This window comes from [Actinomadura] parvosata subsp. kistnae, assembly GCF_900323885.1.
Classification (GTDB): domain Bacteria; phylum Actinomycetota; class Actinomycetes; order Streptosporangiales; family Streptosporangiaceae; genus Nonomuraea; species Nonomuraea composti.
In genome coordinates this window covers 1,284,888-1,302,489 of sequence record NZ_OOHJ01000022.1, presented here as the reverse complement: position 1 = coordinate 1,302,489, position 17,602 = coordinate 1,284,888, and the positions used below count along the sequence as shown (strand labels likewise).

Sequence of the window (17,602 nt, the reverse complement as noted above, 5' to 3'; positions counted from 1 at the left end):
ATACATGGACGTGAGTCGAAGACTTGGATGTGTGCCTGCGAACGTAACCAGTGGCGTGGCTCACGGTCAATATTCAAGTATGTGAAAGTCGCCCAGATTCGTGTACACCATGGAGGCATGCGCATTCTCATGACAGGGGCCTCCGGAAAAGTCGGGACGCTGCTGCGCCCGCGTCTCGCCCAGGAGGGCCGTACGCTGCGGCTTTCCGACATCCACCCGGTCGAGCCTGGGCCTGGCGAGGAGTGGGTGACGGCCGACCTGGCCGACGCCGGCGCCATGGCCGAGGCGATGAAGGGCGTGGACGCGGTGCTGCACCTGGGCGGCCAGAGCCGCGAGCATCCCTGGGACGACATCGTGCACGCCAACATCAACGGCACCCAGGTGTTGCTGGAGGCCGCGCGCAAGGAAGGCGTCCGGCACCTCGTGCTCATGGGCAGCCACCACGCGGCCGGCTTCCACACCCGCCCCGAGGACGGCTCCGACCTGCCCGACTACGCCTTCCCCCGCCCCGACACCTTCTACGGCGTCAGCAAGGTCGTCATGGAGGCGCTCGGCAGCCTCTACCACGACCGGTTCGGCATGAACATCACCGTGATCAGGCTCGGCACCTGCAACGAAGGGCCGGCCGACACGCGCGGGCTGGCCACCTGGATCTCCGCCGACGACCTGACCAGCCTGGTGGAAGCCGGGCTGAGCGCCACCGGCTACCACGTCGTGTGGGGCGTGTCGGACAGCCCGCGCCGGTGGTGGTCGCTGGAGGAGGCCAAGGCCATCGGGTACGTCTCGCGCGACTCCTCCGAGCCGTTCGCCGCCGCGCTCATCGCCGAGCAGGGCGAGCCGGACCTGTCGGAGCCGCTGCACGACCGCGCGGGCGGCGTCTTCACGCTCAACGAACTGGGCGGGAAATGGTGAGCTGAGGCCCGTCCCAAGCTGAGGGCCGCTCCAAGCTGAGGGCCGCTCCAAGCTGAGGGCCGCCCCGAGCTGAGGGCCGCCCCGAGGACGCCCGTACGCTGCGGAAACGGCGGCACGGCGTAGCAACCGGTTGCAAGAACCTTGACGACACCACCCCCAAAGGTCAAGGTTTAGTCTGGCAACCGTTTGCAAGGGAGGTGGCCATGGCGGCGACGATCAAGGACGTGGCGCGCGCCTGCGGCGTCCACGTGTCGACCGTGTCCCGTACCTTCTCCGCGCCGCACCTGGTCAATCCTGCCACCAGGAGCCGGGTGCTGGCCGCCGCCGACGACCTCGGCTACCGGCCCAACCGCGCGGCCAGGGCACTGACGACCGGGCGCACGTTCAACATGGGCCTGATCGTGGCCGACATCTCCAACCCGTTCTTCCCGCCCTTGATCAAGGCCGCGCAGTCGCAGGCCAGGGGCCGGGACTACCACGTGTTCGTGGCCGACACCGACGAGGACCCGCGGGTGGAGGAGGAGCTGATCAGGACGCTCACCAAGCAGGTGGACGGCGTCCTGCTGTGCAGCCCGCGCCTGTCGAACAAGATGATCGAGCGCCTGGCGGAGGACGTGCCGTTCGTGGTGGTCAACCGGCGCATCAAGGGCATGCCGGCCGTGCTCATGAACGTCGCCCAGGGCGCCAGGCTCGCCCTCGACCACCTGGCCGGGCTCGGCCATCGCCGCATCGCGCTCGTGTCGGGGCCGATCGGCTCGTGGACGAGCAACGAGATGCAGGGCGTGGCCGCCGAGGCGGCCGGCCTCGACCTGGTCTTCTTCGGCCCCAACCAGCCGACGGAGGCCGGCGGCCTGGCCGTGGCGCCCGAGGTGGCCGCGTGCGGCGCCACGGCGGTGCTCGCCTACAACGATCTCGTCGCGCTCGGCCTCATCGAGGGGCTGGCGGCGATGGAGATCGGGGTACCGGACCAGATAAGTGTGATCGGGTTCGACGACATCCTGCCGGGCCGGCTCAACCGGCCCAAGCTGACCACGGTTGCCATGCCGGCCGTGCAAGCTGGCAGGATGGCCGTCGATCTGCTGCTGCAGTCGGGAGGCGAGGGCGCGACCGTGACCCTCGACACCGCCCTCATTGTCCGCGAGTCCACGGGAAGGGCCCAAACATGATCTTCGGAACGCTGCCATCGGGCCAGCAGGTCGAGAGCGTGGAGCTGTCGTCAGGACGGCTGCGCGCCGAGGTGCTCACCTACGGCGCCGTCATCCGCACGCTGGAGGTGTCCGGGGTCAACGTCGTGCTCGGGCTGGACACGCTCGACGACTACCGCACCCGCAGCCGCTACTTCGGCGCCGTCGTCGGCAGGTACGGCAACCGCATCGCGAACGCCCGCTTCACCCTCGACGGGGTCGAGTTCACCCTGCCGGCCAACAACGGCCCCAACTGCCTGCACGGCGGCACGGAGGGCTTCGACAGCAAGGTTTGGACGATCGCCGAGCGCGGCGACTCGTCGGTGACGCTGACGCTCACCAGCCCCGACGGCGACCAGGGCTTCCCCGGCACGCTGACGGCCTCGGTGACGTACACGCTGGCCGACGACGCCCTGCGCATCGACTACGCCATGGAGAGCGACGCGCCGACGGTGGTCAACCTGACCAACCACTCCTACTTCAACCTCAAGGGCGGCGGCGACGTGCTCGACCACGTCGTCCAGATGGACGCCGAGCACTACCTGCCGGTGGACGACGACAAGATCCCCACGGGTGAGGCGGCGCCGGTCAAGGGCACGCCGTTCGACTTCACCGAGCCGCACGCGGTGGGCGAGCGCTACGACGGCGCCTACGACCACTGCTTCGTGCTGGACGGCGGCGCGGTCAAGGTGACGGCCGGCGGCCTGACGATGGAGGTCACGACCACGGAGCCGGGCGTGCAGTTCTACGCCGGCGGCATGCTCGACGGGGAGGCGACGCCGTACGGGCCGTTCGCGGGGCTGTGCCTGGAGACGCAGCACTACCCCGACTCGCCGAACCAGCCGCAGTTCCCCTCGACGGTGCTGCGCCCCGGTGAGCGGCGCACCTCCACGACCACGTACCGGTTCATCTGACCTTCCGCAGGGCGGCGTTGGCCTTGATCACCAGCAGGGCCACGTCGTCCTGCGACGGTTCCTTGGCGAAGGTGTCGACCGCGTGCCGCACCCGTTCGGCCACGGCGTGGGCGCTCAGCCCCGTGCAGCCGGACAGCAGCTCCGCGAGCCCGTCGCCGTCGTCGAGCAGCCGGTCGCCGTTGCGCCGCTCGGTCACGCCGTCGGTGACGCACAGCAGCACCTCCTCCGGCGCCAGCTCGAACGACTCCACGTAGAAGCGGGCGCCGGACTCGATGCCGAGCAGCAGCTGCGGCGTGGCCACGGGCCTGACCACGCCGTCGGGGCGCAGCAGCAGGGGCGGCGGGTGGCCGGCCGAGGCGATCGTGCACAGCGCGCCGCCCTGCGGGAGCGGGGTCAGCTCGCCGCACAGCAGGCTGAGGAACCTGCCTTCCTCGCCCTCCTCCAGCAGCGCGTGGTTGAGCCGGTCGAAGATGTCGGCCACGGTGTAGTGCTCCTTGGCGAGCAGGCGTACGGCGTGGCGGGCCAGGCCCGTGACGGCGGCGGCCTCGGGGCCGCTGCCGCACACGTCGCCCAGCGCGAAGCACCAGTGGTCGGCCACCGTGAACAGGTCGTAGAAGTCGCCGCCGACGTCGGCGCCCTCCTCGGCCGGCTCGTAGACCACGGCGGACTCCAGGCCCGGCATGGGCGCCACGCGCATGGGCAGCAGGCTGCGCTGCAGCACCCGCGAGGTGGTGGCCTGGCGGGTGTAGAGCATGGCGGTGTGCAGGTTGAGAGCCACCAGCCGGCACAGGTCCGACAGCAGGTCGGCCAGCTCCAGCGGCAGCGTCGGCTCGGCGCGGCCGATCACCAGCGCGCCGTGCGACCTGCCCTGGGTGAGCAGCGGGAAGGCCAGCACGCTCTCCGGGCCGACCGGCCAGCTCACCTCGGTCAGCGCCGTGCGCGGGATGGAGGGCAGCGACTTGCGCAGGTCGGCGTTGTGCCGCTCCTCGCTGTGCCAGACGTGGGCGAGCCTGGTCATGCCGGCCAGGTCGGTGAGGTAGACGGCCGCCCAGGTGGCGATCTTGGGCACGACGAGCTGCGCGGTCAGCGCCGCGATCAGCTCCTCGTCGTGCACGCCCGCGAGCAGCTCGCCCGCCTCGGCCAGGAACGACAGCCGCCCCCGGTGCGCCCGCTCCTGCTCGGCCAGCCGCTCGCGCTGCACGGTCACCGCCACCTGGTCGGCGATGTGCTGCAGGCTGACCGTCAGCTCCTGGTCGAAGCGGCAGGGCCGGCCGTCGGTGACCACGAGGAAGCCGACCACCTCGCCGCCGACGAGCAGCGGCGCGCACGCCAGGGACCTGGCCCGCAGCTGCTGGGCCAGCTCGACGTCGCTCGCCAGCAGGTCCTCGATCATCGTGGGCGACTTCCTGTCGGCGCCGAACACGCCGGTGGCCAGCACCCCCACCAGCCCCGCCGTGGCGCCGACGCCCGCCGCCACGCCGAACCGGTCGCCGTCCTCGGTGCCGAGCAGCACGTACGCGGCGTCGCCCCCGCTGGACACCTGGACGATCTGGGCGATCGTGGCCAGCAGCTCCGTGAACGGCATGTCCCGGTCGAGCAGGTCCTTGATGCGCCGGCCCGCCTCCCTGCGCAGCGGCGCCGACGGCGGCGTCAGCACGAACCGGTGCTCGCTGGCGACGATCATCCAGATCGCCCGGCGCTCGCCGGCGTGCCCGCGGGCACGGAGCTGGGAGACGTAGACGGGGACGAGCGTGCCGTCGCGGTGCCGCATCCGGGCCTCGCCCCGCCAGCGGCCCAGGCCGAGCGTGTCGGTCAGCGACAGCGCGTACGGGCCGTGGCCGCGCCAGGCCACCAGCTCCTTGAGCGAGCGCCCGACGACCTGCTCGCGCGGCCAGCCGAGCAGCTCCTCCGCCTCGGGGTTCCACGACTCGACCACCCCGTCGAGGTCGCAGATCACCACGCCGAGGTGCAGGGTCTCCAGGGGCGGCGCGACGGGGCCGGGCACGAGGCAGGGCGGGCAGGACACGTGGTCCTGCATGTCGCAGCCCTCGCCGAGCTCAATGCGGATCCACACGCGCTTGCTCGTCTTGGTGTAGGTGACGCCCCAGGCGTCGGCCAGCATCCCGGCCAGCGCCAGCCCGCGGCCGGAGGTGGCCAGTGTGCCGTCCTCCGCCGGGGCGGGCTCGCCGGCCGGCAGGGTGCGCGTGGGATGGTGGTCCTCGACCTCGATCTCGAGTTTCGGCGGGCTGGCGTCGACGTCCAGGCGGCAGGTCAGCTCGACGCCGGTGCCCGCGTGCACCACGGCGTTCGTGACGAGTTCGCTGGTCAACAGCACTGCGTCCTCGGTGAGATGGCCGAGGCGCCATTCGCCGAGCACCTGGCGGACGAACTTGCGCGCGTGCGCCGGTGCATGGGGAGTGCCGTCGAAGGCCGTGCTCGACACCCTGGTCGTGTCCACTCTGCGTCCTAGAACATCACTCGATGTGGCAGTTCGGTCACTCTCAGAGTGGCAGACTGATGCCGTTGATACCTCCAGTTGTGAAGAAGGCCGCCATGGTCGCGCAGTTGGACCCTCCGTACACCCCTGGATCGCTCCACCCCGCGGAGCTGCGTCCGCTGCTCGTGGCCCTGCAGGGGTTGCGCGACGGCAACTTCCGCAGCCGGCTCGACCCGCCCGACGATCCCTTCCTCGCCGAGCTGGCGATCACGTTCAACCAGGTCGTCGATCGCAACGAGCACCTGTCGAACGAGCTGACCCGGCTGCGCACCGAGGTGGCCAGGCGGGGACGGCTCGACGAGCGGCTCAGCCCCAGCCCGGGCACGGGGAGCTGGGCGGTCAACGTCGCGGCCGTCAACACACTGATCGACGCGCTCGTGATCCCGGCGGCCAAGGCCACGAGGGTGCTCAACGCGGTCGCCGACGGCGACCTGTCGAAGCGGGTGGACCTCCAGGAGGACGATCGGCCGCTGCGCGGCGGGCTGCGCCTCATGGGCAAGGCGGTCAACCGGATGGTGGACCAGCTCGCGCTGTTCTCCGGCGAGGTGACGAGGGTGGCGCGCGAGGTCGGCACCGAGGGGCGGCTCGGCGGCCGGGCCAAGGTGCAGGGCATGTCGGGCAGCTGGCGCGACGTGACGGAGGCGGTCAACGCCATGGCCGCCCGGCTGACCGCGCAGGTGCGCGACATCGCCGTGGTCACCACCGCCGTGGCCAGGGGCGACCTGACCAGGCAGGTGACGGTCGAGGCCACCGGCGAGCTGCTGGAGCTGAAGCTGACCGTCAACACGATGGTGGACCAGCTCTCGTCGTTCGCCAGCGAGGTGACGAGGGTGGCGCGCGAGGTCGGCACCGAGGGCCAGCTCGGCGGCCGGGCCGAGGTCAAGGGCGTGCTGGGCACGTGGAAGGACCTCACCGACAACGTCAACTTCATGGCCTCCAACCTGACCACCCAGGTCCGCTCGATCGCGCAGGTGACGACGGCGGTGGCCAACGGCGACCTGTCGAAGAAGATCACCGTGGACGCGCGGGGCGAGATCCTGCAGCTCAAGGACACCATCAACACGATGGTGGGCCAGCTGTCGGCCTTCGCCGACGAGGTTACGCGGGTGGCCCGTGAGGTGGGCACGGAGGGCCGGCTGGGGGTCAGGCGCAGGTGCGGGGGGTGTCGGGGGTGTGGAAGGACCTGACCGACAACGTCAACTTCATGGCCTCCAACCTCACCGAGCAGGTACGCGACATCGCCCAGGTCGCCACCGCCGTCGCCCAGGGAGACCTCAGCCGCAAGATCAGCGTGGACGTCAAGGGCGAGATCCTGCAGCTCAAGGACACCGTCAACACGATGGTGGGCCAGTTGTCGGCGTTCGCCGACGAGGTGACGCGGGTGGCCCGTGAGGTGGGCACGGAGGGGCGGCTGGGGGGTCAGGCGCAGGTGCGGGGGTGTCGGGGGTGTGGAAGGACCTGACCGACAACGTCAACTTCATGGCCTCGAACCTGACCAGCCAGGTCCGCTCGATCGCCATGGTCACCACCGCCATCGCCAACGGCGACCTGTCGAAGAAGATCACCGTCGACGCGCGGGGCGAGATCCTGCAGCTCAAGGACACCATCAACACCACCGTCGACAAGCTGTCCGCCTTCGCCGACGAGGTGACGCGGGTGGCGCGCGAGGTGGGCACGGAGGGCCGGCTGGGCGGTCAGGCGCAGGTGCGCGGGGTGTCGGGGGTGTGGAAGGACCTCACCGACAACGTCAACTTCATGGCCTCCAACCTGACCAGCCAGGTCCGCAACATCGCCCAGGTCGCCACCGCCGTGGCCAACGGCGACCTGTCCAAGAAGATCGACGTGGACGCGCGCGGCGAGATCCTGGAGCTGAAGACCACGATCAACACCATGGTCGACACGCTGTCGTCGTTCTCCTCCGAGGTCACGCGGGTGGCCCGCGAGGTCGGCTCGGAGGGCAGGCTGGGCGGCCAGGCCGAGGTCGAGGGCGTCTACGGCACGTGGGAGCGCCTCACCAAGAACGTCAACGAGCTCGCCGGCAACCTCACCACCCAGGTCCGCGCCATCGCGGAGGTGGCCAGCGCCGTCGCCCAGGGCGACCTCAGCCGCTCGATCAGCCTGGAGGCCAAGGGCGAGGTCGCCGAGCTGAAGAACAACGTCAACCTCATGGTCGCCAACCTGCGCGAGACCACCCGGGCGAAGGACTGGCTGGAGAGCAACCTGGCCCGCATCGCGGGCCTCATGCAGGGGCACCGCAACCTCGTCGAGGTCGCCGACCTGATCCTGCGCGAGCTGACGCCGCTGGTCAGCGCCCAGTACGGCGCCTTCTTCCTGGCCGACGCCGAGTCCGTGGACGGCGCGCTGGCCTACATCGCCGGCTACGGCGCCGCCCACGACGTGCTGCGCGGCCACGGCGCGCCCGGGCCGGGCCTGATCAGGCAGGCGGCGCTGGAGCGCAAGCGCATCCTGCTGGAGGACGTGCCGCCCGGCTACATCACCGTGCACTCGGGGCTGGGGGAGGCCGCGCCGGCGAGCGTGGTGGTGCTGCCCATCGTGTTCGAGGACAACGTGCTCGGCGTGATCGAGCTGGCCTCGTTCAGCCGGTTCAGTGACGTGCACCTGGCCTTCTTCGACCAGTTCGTGGTCACGATCGGCGTCGCCATCAACACCATCATCGCCAACGCCCGCACCGAGGCGCTGCTGTCGGAGTCGCAGCGGCTGGCCCAGCAGCTCCAGGGCCGCTCCGACGAGCTGCAGCGCCAGCAGGCCGAGCTGCGCAGGTCCAACGCGGCGCTGGAGGAGAAGGCCCACCTGCTGGCCACCTCGTCCCGCTACAAGTCGGAGTTCCTGGCGAACATGTCGCACGAGCTGCGCACGCCGCTCAACAGCCTGCTCATCCTGGCCCGCCTGCTGGCCGACAACCCGGAGGGGAACCTGTCGGAGCAGGAGGTCGAGTTCGCCGGCACGATCCACAACGCCGGCAGCGACCTGCTCCAGCTCATCAACGACATCCTCGACCTGTCCAAGATCGAGGCGGGGCGCATGGACGTGCGGCCGGAGAAGCTGCCGCTGAGCAAGCTGCTCGACTACGTGGACGCCACCTTCCGCCCCCTCACCGTCGACCGGGGGCTCACGTTCGAGATCGAGGTCGCCCCCGGCACCCCGCGCGAGCTCTACAACGACGAGCGCAGGCTCCAGCAGATCCTGCGCAACCTGCTGTCGAACGCGGTCAAGTTCACCGCCTCGGGTGAGGTGCGCCTGGCGGTGTCGGTCGCCGAGGACAAACCCGACCCCGACGGCCTGCCGATGCTCGCCTTCGCGGTGCGCGACACCGGCATCGGCATCGCCGCCGACAAGCTGCCGGCCATCTTCGGCGCCTTCCAGCAGGCCGACGGCACCACCAGCCGCAAGTACGGCGGCACCGGCCTCGGCCTGTCGATCAGCAGCGAGATCGCCCGCCTGCTCGGCGGCGAGATCCACGCCGTCAGCACCCCGGGCGAGGGCAGCACGTTCACCCTGTACGTTCCGGCCGGCTGCGCAGCCAGCGGCCCCGAGCAGTCGCCGTCCGAGAGCGCCGAGCCGCGCATGCCGCCGCCCGCCTGGCAGGCCGACGCCGACGACCCGTGGCAGTCCTCCTCCCGGCTGAGCCGGCTCAGGCAGGGCCCGCTCGGGGCCGCGTTCGCCGGCCGGCGGGTGCTCATCGTGGACGACGACATCCGCAACGTCTACGCCCTGACCCACGTGCTCGGCCGGCTCGGCATGGAGATCGTCTACGCCGAGAACGGCAGGGAGGGCATCGAGGCGCTGGAGCGGGAGGAGAACATCGCGCTGGTCCTCATGGACGTGATGATGCCCGAGATGGACGGCTACGAGACGCTGGCCGCCGTGCGGCAGATGCCGCGGTTCGCCGGCCTGCCGATCATCGCGCTCACCGCCAAGGCGATGCCGGGCGACCGGGAGAAGACGATCTCCTGCGGCGCCTCCGACTACGTGCCCAAACCCGTGGACCTCGACCAGCTCCTGGAGGTGATGCGAGGGTGGCTCGCGGGCGAACGGGAGGGGGACGGATGAACCGACAGGTCAAGATCCTGCTGGTCGACGACAACGAGGAGAGCCTGGTCGCGCTGGAGGCCGTGCTCAGGCCGCTGCAACAGCTGCTGTTCAAGGCCAGGTCGGGGCCCGAGGCGATGAAGCTGATGCTGCGCCACGACTTCGCGGTCGTCCTGCTCGACGTGCTCATGCCCGGCATGGACGGCTTCGAGACCGCCACCCACATCAAGCGGCTCGACCAGACCCGCGACGTGCCGATCATCTTCCTGACCGGCACCGAGCCGAACTCCGGCTCGGCCTTCCGCGGCTACGCGGTGGGCGCGGTCGACTACCTCACCAAGCCGTTCGACCCGTGGGTGCTGCGCTCGAAGGTGGCGGTGTTCATGGAGCTGTTCAGGAAGACCGCGGTGCTGATGGAGCAGGCGGCGCTGCTCGCCCAGCTCGTCCAGGACAACGAGGCGCTCGACGGGTTCGCGCGGCGGCTGGAGGCGGTCGAGACGCGCCTCGAAGGGCTGGCCGGCGACGCGGCGGGCGACGAGGGGGTGCGGGAGGCGGTCAAGGACCTGGCCGACCGGGTGGGGGCCATGCAGACGGCGTTCGAGGCGGTCTCGACGGCACGCGGCAGGGAATGACCTTCCCGTCGGTCAGGACATCGGCGAGCCTCCGCGCGTACCCCCGTGTCTCCGTCGTACCTTTGGCATCATGGCCACCCGTACGCCGAAAAGCGCATCGAAGGGGCCGGCGAAGCGGTCGACCTCGTCCCGTTCGACCCCTGCCAAGCGCGGGGCCGCGTCGGCGGGACGTCCCAGAACGAAGAGCGCCGCCTCCGGCCGCAAGCCCTCGATGACCCACCCCGACCCGATCAGCTGGGTCTTCACCATGGTCGGCAGGCTGATCGTCGGGCTGTGGATGTTGTTCGCCAACGGCATCGGCAGCGCGGCGCGGGCGCTGGGCAAGAACGCCCGCGAGCTCGATCCCGCGCACCGGCGCGACGGGGTCGGCCTGACGGTGCTGGCGGGCGCGATCGTGCTGGCGGCCATGACGTGGCGCAACTCCGAGGGCGCGGTGGCCGGCGTGGTCAACGCGACCGTGCGGGGCGTGTTCGGCTCGCTGGCCTGGGCGCTGCCGCTGCTGCTCGGGCTGCTGGCCTGGCGCTACCTGCGCCACCCCGACCAGAACGCCGACACCGGGCGCATGGTCATCGGGTGGGCGGCGCTGATGGTGGGCGTGCTCGGCGTGATCCACGTGGCCAACGACACCCCGTACCCGGCCGGTGAGGGCCAGGGCATGGACAAGGTGGCGCAGGCCGGCGGCATGGTGGGGTTCATCGTGTCGGCGCCGCCGATGAGCATCCTGCCGCCGTGGGTGACGATCCCGCTGCTGCTGCTCCTGTCCGGGTTCGGGGTGCTGGTCATCACCGCCACGCCGGTGCACCGGATCCCCGAGCGGCTGGCGGAGCTGCGGCACATGCTGTTCGTCCGGCACGCCGACACCGAGACCGCCCCCAAGCCGGCCGCCAGGAAGCGGGCCAGGGCCAAGAAGCCCGTGGAGGGCGAGGACGTCGTCAAGCCGTACGACTCGCCGGTCATCGCCGAGAAGGACAAGAAGCCCGACCACTCGCCGGAGATCGTGCCGGGGCTGACCGACGAGGAGGAGACGCCCGCTCCCGAGGCTGAGAGGCGTCCTGAGCCGCCGCAGCCGACGCCCGCGCCGCGCAAGGTCGAGCAGCTCGTCCTGTCGCCCCAGGCGGGCCCGTACAGCCTGCCCGACCTGCAGTACCTCAAGCCGGGCACCGCGCCCAAGCCGCAGACCAAGGCCAACACGACCGTGGTGAACGCGCTGACCAGCGTGCTGGAGCAGTTCAGCATCGACGCGCAGGTGATCGGCTTCACCCGCGGCCCGACGGTGACCCGCTACGAGATCGAGCTCGGGCCGGCCGTGAAGGTGGAGAAGGTCACCGCGCTGACCAAGAACATCGCCTACGCGGTCAAGTCCGCCGACGTGCGCATCCTGTCGCCGATCCCCGGCAAGTCCGCGATCGGCGTCGAGATCCCGAACGCCGACAAGGACCTCGTGGCGCTCGGCGACGTGCTGCGCTCGCAGGTGGCGCAGGCCGACCACCACCCGATGATCGTCGGCCTGGGCAAGGACGTCGAGGGCCGCACCATCGTCGCGAACCTCGCCAAGATGCCGCACCTGCTCATCGCGGGCGCCACCGGCGCCGGCAAGTCGGTCTGCGTCAACGGCCTGATCACCTCCATCCTGATGCGCGCCACCCCCGACGAGGTGCGCATGGTGCTGGTCGACCCCAAGCGGGTCGAGCTCAGCGTGTACGAGGGCATCCCCCACCTGATCACCCCCATCATCACGAACCCGAAGAAGGCCGCCGAAGCCCTCGAATGGGTCGTGGGCGAGATGGACCGGCGCTACGACGACCTGGCGGCGTCGGGGTTCCGGCACGTGGACGAGTTCAACAAGGCCGTGCGGGCGGGCAAGCTGCAGCCGCCGCCGGGCAGCGAGCGGGTCTACCAGCCGTACCCGTACCTGCTGGTGATCGTGGACGAGCTGGCCGACCTCATGATGGTGGCCCCGCGCGATGTCGAAGACTCGATCGTGCGCATCACGCAGCTCGCCCGCGCGGCGGGCATCCACCTGGTGATCGCCACGCAGCGGCCGTCGGTGGACGTCGTCACCGGCCTGATCAAGGCGAACGTGCCGTCCAGGCTCGCCTTCGCCGTCTCCAGCCTCACCGACTCGCGGGTCATCCTCGACCAGCCGGGCGCCGACAAGCTGGTCGGCCAGGGTGACGCGTTGTTCCTGCCCATGGGGGCGAGCAAGCCGATCCGCATCCAGAACGCGTTCGTCTCGGAGAAGGAGATCGCCGAGATCGTCGCGCACTGCAAGGAGCAGATGCAGGTCGAGTACCGCGAGGACGTCGCGGCGGCGCCGGTCAAGAAGGAGATCGACGAGGACATCGGCGACGACCTCGACCTGCTGATCCAGGCGGCCGAGCTGATCGTGACCACGCAGTTCGGCTCGACCTCGATGCTGCAGCGCAAGCTGCGGGTCGGGTTCGCCAAGGCGGGGCGGCTGATGGACCTGCTGGAGAGCCGGAACGTGGTGGGCCCGAGCGAGGGCTCGAAGGCGCGGGAGGTGCTCGTCAAGCCCGACGATCTGCCGGGTTTGCTGGCCGATCTGCGTGGCGAATGACCCCAATGCACAGTTGCACGGCGATAACTGCTTGAATAGGTACCACCACGAAGAGTAGTCGGTGTGGTGGGGGGCGGTTCGCTGTGCAGGAGCAGAGCATCGGGGCCATGCTGCGGGCGGCCAGGCAGACGGCCGGGCTGACGGTCGCGCAGGTGAGCGCGGCCACCCGAATTCGCGAGGCCATGATCCATTGCATGGAGCAGGACGACTACGGCCAGTGCGGGGGCGCCTTCTATGCCAGGGGCCACGTCCGGGCCGTGTCGAGGGCCGTGGGCCTCGATCCGGAGGCCACGGTCCATCTCTACGACCAGCAGTACGGCGGGCCGCCGCAGCCCATGCCGGCCTCGGCCGTGTTCCAGGCCGATCGCAAGATCCACCTGCCGGAGCGGCGCGGGCCCAACTGGACGATGGCGCTCGGCGTGGCCCTGGCCATCGTGGTCGTCTTCGGCATGATGCGGGTGATGGGCGGCGCCAGCGACCAGGTGCGCACGGGCGACGTGCGCGCCGCCTCGGCCCGGCCCAGCGTCCCGCCGAACACGCCCATCACCGAGACGCCGAAGCCGACGCCGTCCAAGACGTCGGCCAAGAACACCGTTACGGTGCGTATCAAGGCGAAGCGGTCGTCGTACGTGAGCCTGCACGACGCCGAGGGGCACAAGCTGTTCGCGGGCACGCTCAAGGCGGGCAAGACCTCCACGTGGCGCGCGCCCGAGAAGCTCAACGTGCTGCTGGGCGACGCCGGAGCGGTGACGGTGCACGTCAACGGCAAGAAAGTGAAGGGTCTCGGCGGCCGGGGAGACGTGGTGCGGCGCTCGTTCGGGCCGCCCAAACCGCAGTCGCGGTAGTCACCTGAGGGAGCCCGTGCATCGGGTGGTGGCCAACTCCCGATACCGTAGTGTTCACCATGTCATCCCGCCGAACCGCATCGCTGATCACTCTGGGCTGCGCACGCAACGAGGTCGACTCCGAGGAGCTGGCCGCGCGACTCGAGGCTGCCGGCTGGCAGCTGGGCGACGACGACCCCGACGTCGTCGTCGTCAACACGTGTGGCTTCATTGACTCGGCCAAGAAAGATTCCATCGACACGCTCCTGGCCGCCGCCGACACCGGCGTGAAGGTGGTGGCGGCGGGCTGCATGGCCGAGCGCTATGGCAACGAGCTCGCCGAGGCCCTGCCCGAGGCCAGCGCGGTCATCTCCTTCGACGACTACGCCGAGATCGGTGACCGCCTCGACGACGTGCTCGCCGACCGGCCGCTGAAGCCGCACACGCCCCGCGACCGCCGCACCCTGCTGCCCATCTCGCCGGTCGACCGGGCCGCCGCGCCCAAGGCCAGCATCCCCGGCCACGGCGACCTGCCGGAGGGCCTGGCGCCCGCCAGCGGGCCGCGCGTGCTGCGCAAACGGCTCGACGAGAGCCCGGTGGCCTCGCTCAAGCTGGCCTCCGGCTGCGACCGGCGCTGCACGTTCTGCGCCATCCCGGCCTTCCGCGGCTCCTACGTCTCGCGCCGGCCCGACGAGCTGCTCGCCGAGGCCGACTGGCTGGCCCACCGGGGCGTGCGCGAGCTCGTCCTGGTCAGCGAGAACTCCACGTCCTACGGCAAGGACCTGGGCGACCTGCGGGCGCTGGAGAAGCTGCTGCCGCAGCTCGCCGCCGTCGAGGGCATCGAGCGGGTGCGGGTCAGCTACCTGCAGCCCGCCGAGCTGCGCCCGGGCCTGATCGACGTCATCTGCGCCACCGAGGGCGTCGCCCCCTACTTCGACCTGTCCTTCCAGCACGCCAGCGGCACCGTGCTGCGCCGGATGCGCCGCTTCGGCGACCCCGAGCGCTTCCTGGGGCTGCTGGAGACCATCCGCGAGCGCGCCCCGGAGGCGGGCGTGCGCTCCAACTTCATCGTGGGCTTCCCCGGCGAGACCGAGGAGGAGTTCGGCGAGCTGGTCGGGTTCCTGGAGGAGGCCAGGCTCGACGTCATCGGCGTGTTCGGCTACTCCGACGAGGACGGCACCGAGGCGGCCAAGCTGCCCGGCAAGCTCGACCAGGAGGTCATCGACGAGCGCGTGCGCGTGCTGACCGAGCTGGCCGAGGAGCTGACCGCCCAGCGGGCGGAGGAGCGCATCGGCACCGAGGTCGACGTGCTGATCGACGACGACCTCGGCGACGGCGGCTACGAGGGCCGTGCGGCGCACCAGGGGCCCGAGGTCGACGGCTCCGTCACGGTGCAGGGCATCGGCCTGGTCAAGGGTCAGATCGTCCGCGCGCACGTGGTCGACGCCGAAGGGGTCGACCTGATCGCGCGCATCAAGGCCGGCGGTCCATGAAAAGGGACGAGCGCCGCGTGGTAAGCCCGTGGAACATCGCCAACGTCCTCACGGTCCTCCGGTTGGCGCTCGTCCCCTTCTTCGTCGTCTGCCTCTTCCTGCCGGGCACGGGCTGGCGGGTGACCGCGCTGGCGGTCTTCGCCGTGGCCTCGATCACCGATCACCTCGACGGGGAGCTGGCCAGGCGCTACGGCCTCATCACCGACTTCGGCAAGATCGCCGACCCGATCGCCGACAAGGCGCTCACCGGGGCCGCGCTGGTGTGCCTGTCGATCCTCGGCGAGCTGCCCTGGTGGGTCACGGGGGTGATCCTGGGCAGAGAGCTCGGCATCACGGTGCTCAGGCTCGTGCTGCTGCGGCACGCGGTCATCCCGGCCAGCTACGGCGGCAAGGTCAAGACCGTGCTGCAGATCGCCGCCATCGTCCTCTACCTCCTGCCCTTCGTGCCGGGCCCGGTCCGGTGGGTGGTGATGGGCGGGGCGGTCGTGGTCACCGTGGTCACGGGGGCCGACTACATCGTCAGAGCAGTGAAGCTGCGTCAGGTGGCCAGGCAGGCGCGCGGGGAGTGATCGATGCCGGACACGGCCGGGATGTTGAGGATGCTGGTGGCCCAGGGGGCGACGGTCGCGGTGGCCGAGTCGCTCACGGGCGGGCTCATCGGGGCGACCATCACGTCGGTGTCGGGGGCGTCCCAGGCGTTCCGGGGCGGTGTCGTCTCCTACGCGACCGAGCTCAAGCACGAGTTGCTGGGGGTGCCGGCGGACCTGCTTGCGCGCGAGGGGGCCGTGCACGCCGATGTGGCCGCCGCGATGGCCGCGGGGGTCGCGCGGGTCTGTGGCGCCACGTACGGGGTGGCCGTGACGGGCGTGGCGGGGCCGGAGCCACAGGACGGAAAGCCGGTGGGCACGGTGCACGTGGCTGTTTCCGGGCCTGGCGGGAAGATTTGGTCCCGGGAATTGAGACTGGAAGGGTCGCGCGAACGTATCAGGGTAGAGACGGTGGACGAGGCAGTCGATCTCCTGTCAGGTGTGCTGAAGGCGAACATAGGGGAACATTCCGGGTGATTACCGTGTTACGTCCCGAGCGAACATGCGATGCGCGGTCTGACGCGGTGTCGGTGGATACGGGTACGGTGGAGCTGTGAGTGAGGTCCGTGAGCCAACTGCAAGCACCGAGCGCCCGGCAGGCGGGCCTGATGAGTCGCGCAACGAGCCACGAGCGGCGGGCCAGGGGCGGCGACGCCCGATGATGACGGCGAGGAGTATGTACGAAGCTAAGAAGACCAAAGTGCGGCACGATCCGATCGCGCGGGGCGTGGTGAAGACATCCACGCCGGGGAGGGAGCGACAGATGATTTTGCTGCGTCAGCTGCTCGGAGACGTGCTGAGGCGGCTGCGGGTGCGGCAGGGGCGCACGCTACGCGAGGTGTCCACGCTGGCCCGTGTCTCACTCGGCTACCTGTCCGAGGTGGAGCGCGGCCAGAAGGAGGCATCGTCCGAGCTGCTCGCGTCGATCTGCGGCGCGCTCGGTGTGCCGCTTTCGCAGGTGTTGCGTGAGGTGTCCGACCAGTTCGCGCTGGCGGAGCTCCAGGCCACCCCTGTGCTTGCCGACGTGCCCGAGCACGAGCGTCTGCCTCTCGGCGAGACGGTTCCCGGGTCGATCTCCGACTCCGTCTTCCCCGAAGTCAAGGACATGGTGGCTGCCTAACGCGGCTGGCAGCCCGCACACCACAGGATCAGCCGTTCCTGTGGCTGCGCCCCCATCTCCCCGCGGCTGATGCGGGTGCCGCATCGGCGACAGGGCCTGCCTGCCCTGCCGTAGACCCAGGTCTGGTTGCCTGGCCGGCGATCACCTGTCGTCACCGTGTCCGCATGTCCTTTGTTCGCGTCCAGCAGCCGCTGGGCCAGCGACACGAGCCCCTCGAGATCCTCGATCTCCCCGACCTTCTTCCACGGCCAGATCCCGCGCAGGAACAGGGTCTCGGCGCGATAGATCGTGCCGATCCCCGCCAGGTTGCGCTGATCGAGCAGCGCCTCCCCGATGGTCCTGTCGGGCGCCCCTCGTAGCCTTCGCACGGCCTCATCCGGGTCCCAGTCCGCGCCGAGCAGATCCGGCCCCAGGTGACCCACCAGGCGCGCCTCGTCCCCCGTCCGGACGAGATCCACCATCCCGAGCCTGATGCCGACCGCCTGCCACCGCTCGTTGGCCAGGATCAGCCGCACCTGGTCGCCGGGCGGGACCCGGCTGCCCGCCGCCGAGACCTGCCAGCGCCCCTCCATGCGCAGGTGCGTGTGCACGGTCAGCTCGCCCTCCACCCGCGTGAGCAGGTGCTTGCCCCGGGAGAGCGTGGTCAGCACGCGGCGGCCGGTGAGGTCGGACGTGGCGTACCGGGGCACGCGGAAGTCCGACCTGGTCAGGATGTGACCGTCCAGCGCGCCCCTGAGCCGCGCGGCGGTGCGGTAAACGGCGTCTCCTTCGGGCATTCACCCAGTTTAAGAGGGTGTTTCCGCCGGCATTC

12 protein-coding genes and 1 pseudogene are annotated in these 17,602 nt (G+C 70.5%); 11 read left to right on the top strand and 2 right to left on the bottom strand.

Features of this window, described 5'->3' with window-relative positions:
* Window positions 1-117: 117 nt before the first annotated feature.
* The 3 genes from KIS93_RS48630 (at window position 118) to KIS93_RS48620 (ending at window position 3,010) form a co-directional block, all read left to right on the top strand.
* Entirely contained in the window at window positions 118-912 is a 795-nt protein-coding gene (locus KIS93_RS48630) for an NAD-dependent epimerase/dehydratase family protein (protein WP_230465508.1), read from the top strand.
* 203 nt (window positions 913-1,115) lie between these two features.
* Window positions 1,116-2,078, top strand: a complete 963-nt coding sequence (locus tag KIS93_RS48625) for a LacI family DNA-binding transcriptional regulator (protein ID WP_080042053.1) — start codon at window positions 1,116-1,118, stop codon at window positions 2,076-2,078.
* Complete coding sequence (locus KIS93_RS48620; protein WP_080042052.1) at window positions 2,075-3,010, top strand: aldose epimerase family protein; 936 nt, start codon at window positions 2,075-2,077, stop codon at window positions 3,008-3,010. Before KIS93_RS48625 ends, KIS93_RS48620 begins: the two co-directional genes overlap by 4 nt.
* Here KIS93_RS48620 and KIS93_RS48615 read toward each other — a convergent pair.
* Window positions 3,003-5,468, bottom strand: a complete 2,466-nt coding sequence (locus KIS93_RS48615) for a SpoIIE family protein phosphatase (RefSeq protein ID WP_080042051.1) — start codon at window positions 5,466-5,468, stop codon at window positions 3,003-3,005. The genes KIS93_RS48620 and KIS93_RS48615 overlap by 8 nt on opposite strands.
* A gap of 95 nt (window positions 5,469-5,563) precedes the next feature.
* Between KIS93_RS48615 and KIS93_RS48610 the strand changes: the two are divergent.
* The 8 genes and pseudogenes from KIS93_RS48610 to KIS93_RS48575 all read left to right on the top strand — a co-directional run bounded on the left by KIS93_RS48610 (window position 5,564) and on the right by KIS93_RS48575 (window position 16,791).
* A pseudogene (locus tag KIS93_RS48610) lies at window positions 5,564-9,578 on the top strand (HAMP domain-containing protein).
* Window positions 9,575-10,189, top strand: a complete 615-nt coding sequence (locus KIS93_RS48605; RefSeq protein WP_080042050.1) for a response regulator — start codon at window positions 9,575-9,577, stop codon at window positions 10,187-10,189. The pseudogene KIS93_RS48610 and the gene KIS93_RS48605 overlap by 4 nt, the downstream one beginning before the upstream one ends.
* Window positions 10,190-10,400: 211 nt before the next feature.
* Window positions 10,401-12,767 (top strand): DNA translocase FtsK, encoded by a 2,367-nt coding sequence (locus KIS93_RS48600; protein WP_418113072.1) that lies wholly within the window; start codon window positions 10,401-10,403, stop codon window positions 12,765-12,767.
* 83 nt (window positions 12,768-12,850) lie between these two features.
* Window positions 12,851-13,612, top strand: a complete 762-nt coding sequence (locus KIS93_RS48595; RefSeq protein ID WP_080042048.1) for a helix-turn-helix domain-containing protein — start codon at window positions 12,851-12,853, stop codon at window positions 13,610-13,612.
* A gap of 59 nt (window positions 13,613-13,671) precedes the next feature.
* Complete coding sequence (gene rimO, locus KIS93_RS48590; protein WP_080047145.1) at window positions 13,672-15,084, top strand: 30S ribosomal protein S12 methylthiotransferase RimO; 1,413 nt, start codon at window positions 13,672-13,674, stop codon at window positions 15,082-15,084.
* Window positions 15,081-15,653, top strand: coding sequence for a CDP-diacylglycerol--glycerol-3-phosphate 3-phosphatidyltransferase (gene pgsA, locus KIS93_RS48585; RefSeq protein ID WP_080042047.1), 573 nt, complete (start codon window positions 15,081-15,083; stop codon window positions 15,651-15,653). Before rimO ends, pgsA begins: the two co-directional genes overlap by 4 nt.
* A gap of 3 nt (window positions 15,654-15,656) precedes the next feature.
* Entirely contained in the window at window positions 15,657-16,148 is a 492-nt protein-coding gene (locus KIS93_RS48580) for a CinA family protein (RefSeq protein ID WP_080042046.1), read from the top strand.
* Window positions 16,149-16,434: 286 nt separating this feature from the next.
* Window positions 16,435-16,791, top strand: a complete 357-nt coding sequence (locus tag KIS93_RS48575) for a helix-turn-helix domain-containing protein (RefSeq protein WP_080047144.1) — start codon at window positions 16,435-16,437, stop codon at window positions 16,789-16,791.
* On the opposite strand, the gene KIS93_RS48570 is transcribed toward KIS93_RS48575, so the two are convergent.
* On the bottom strand, window positions 16,788-17,567 hold the full coding sequence (locus KIS93_RS48570; RefSeq protein WP_080042045.1) for a DNA-formamidopyrimidine glycosylase family protein: 780 nt from the start codon (window positions 17,565-17,567) through the stop codon (window positions 16,788-16,790). The genes KIS93_RS48575 and KIS93_RS48570 overlap by 4 nt on opposite strands.
* Between the last annotated feature and the right edge of the window lie 35 nt (window positions 17,568-17,602).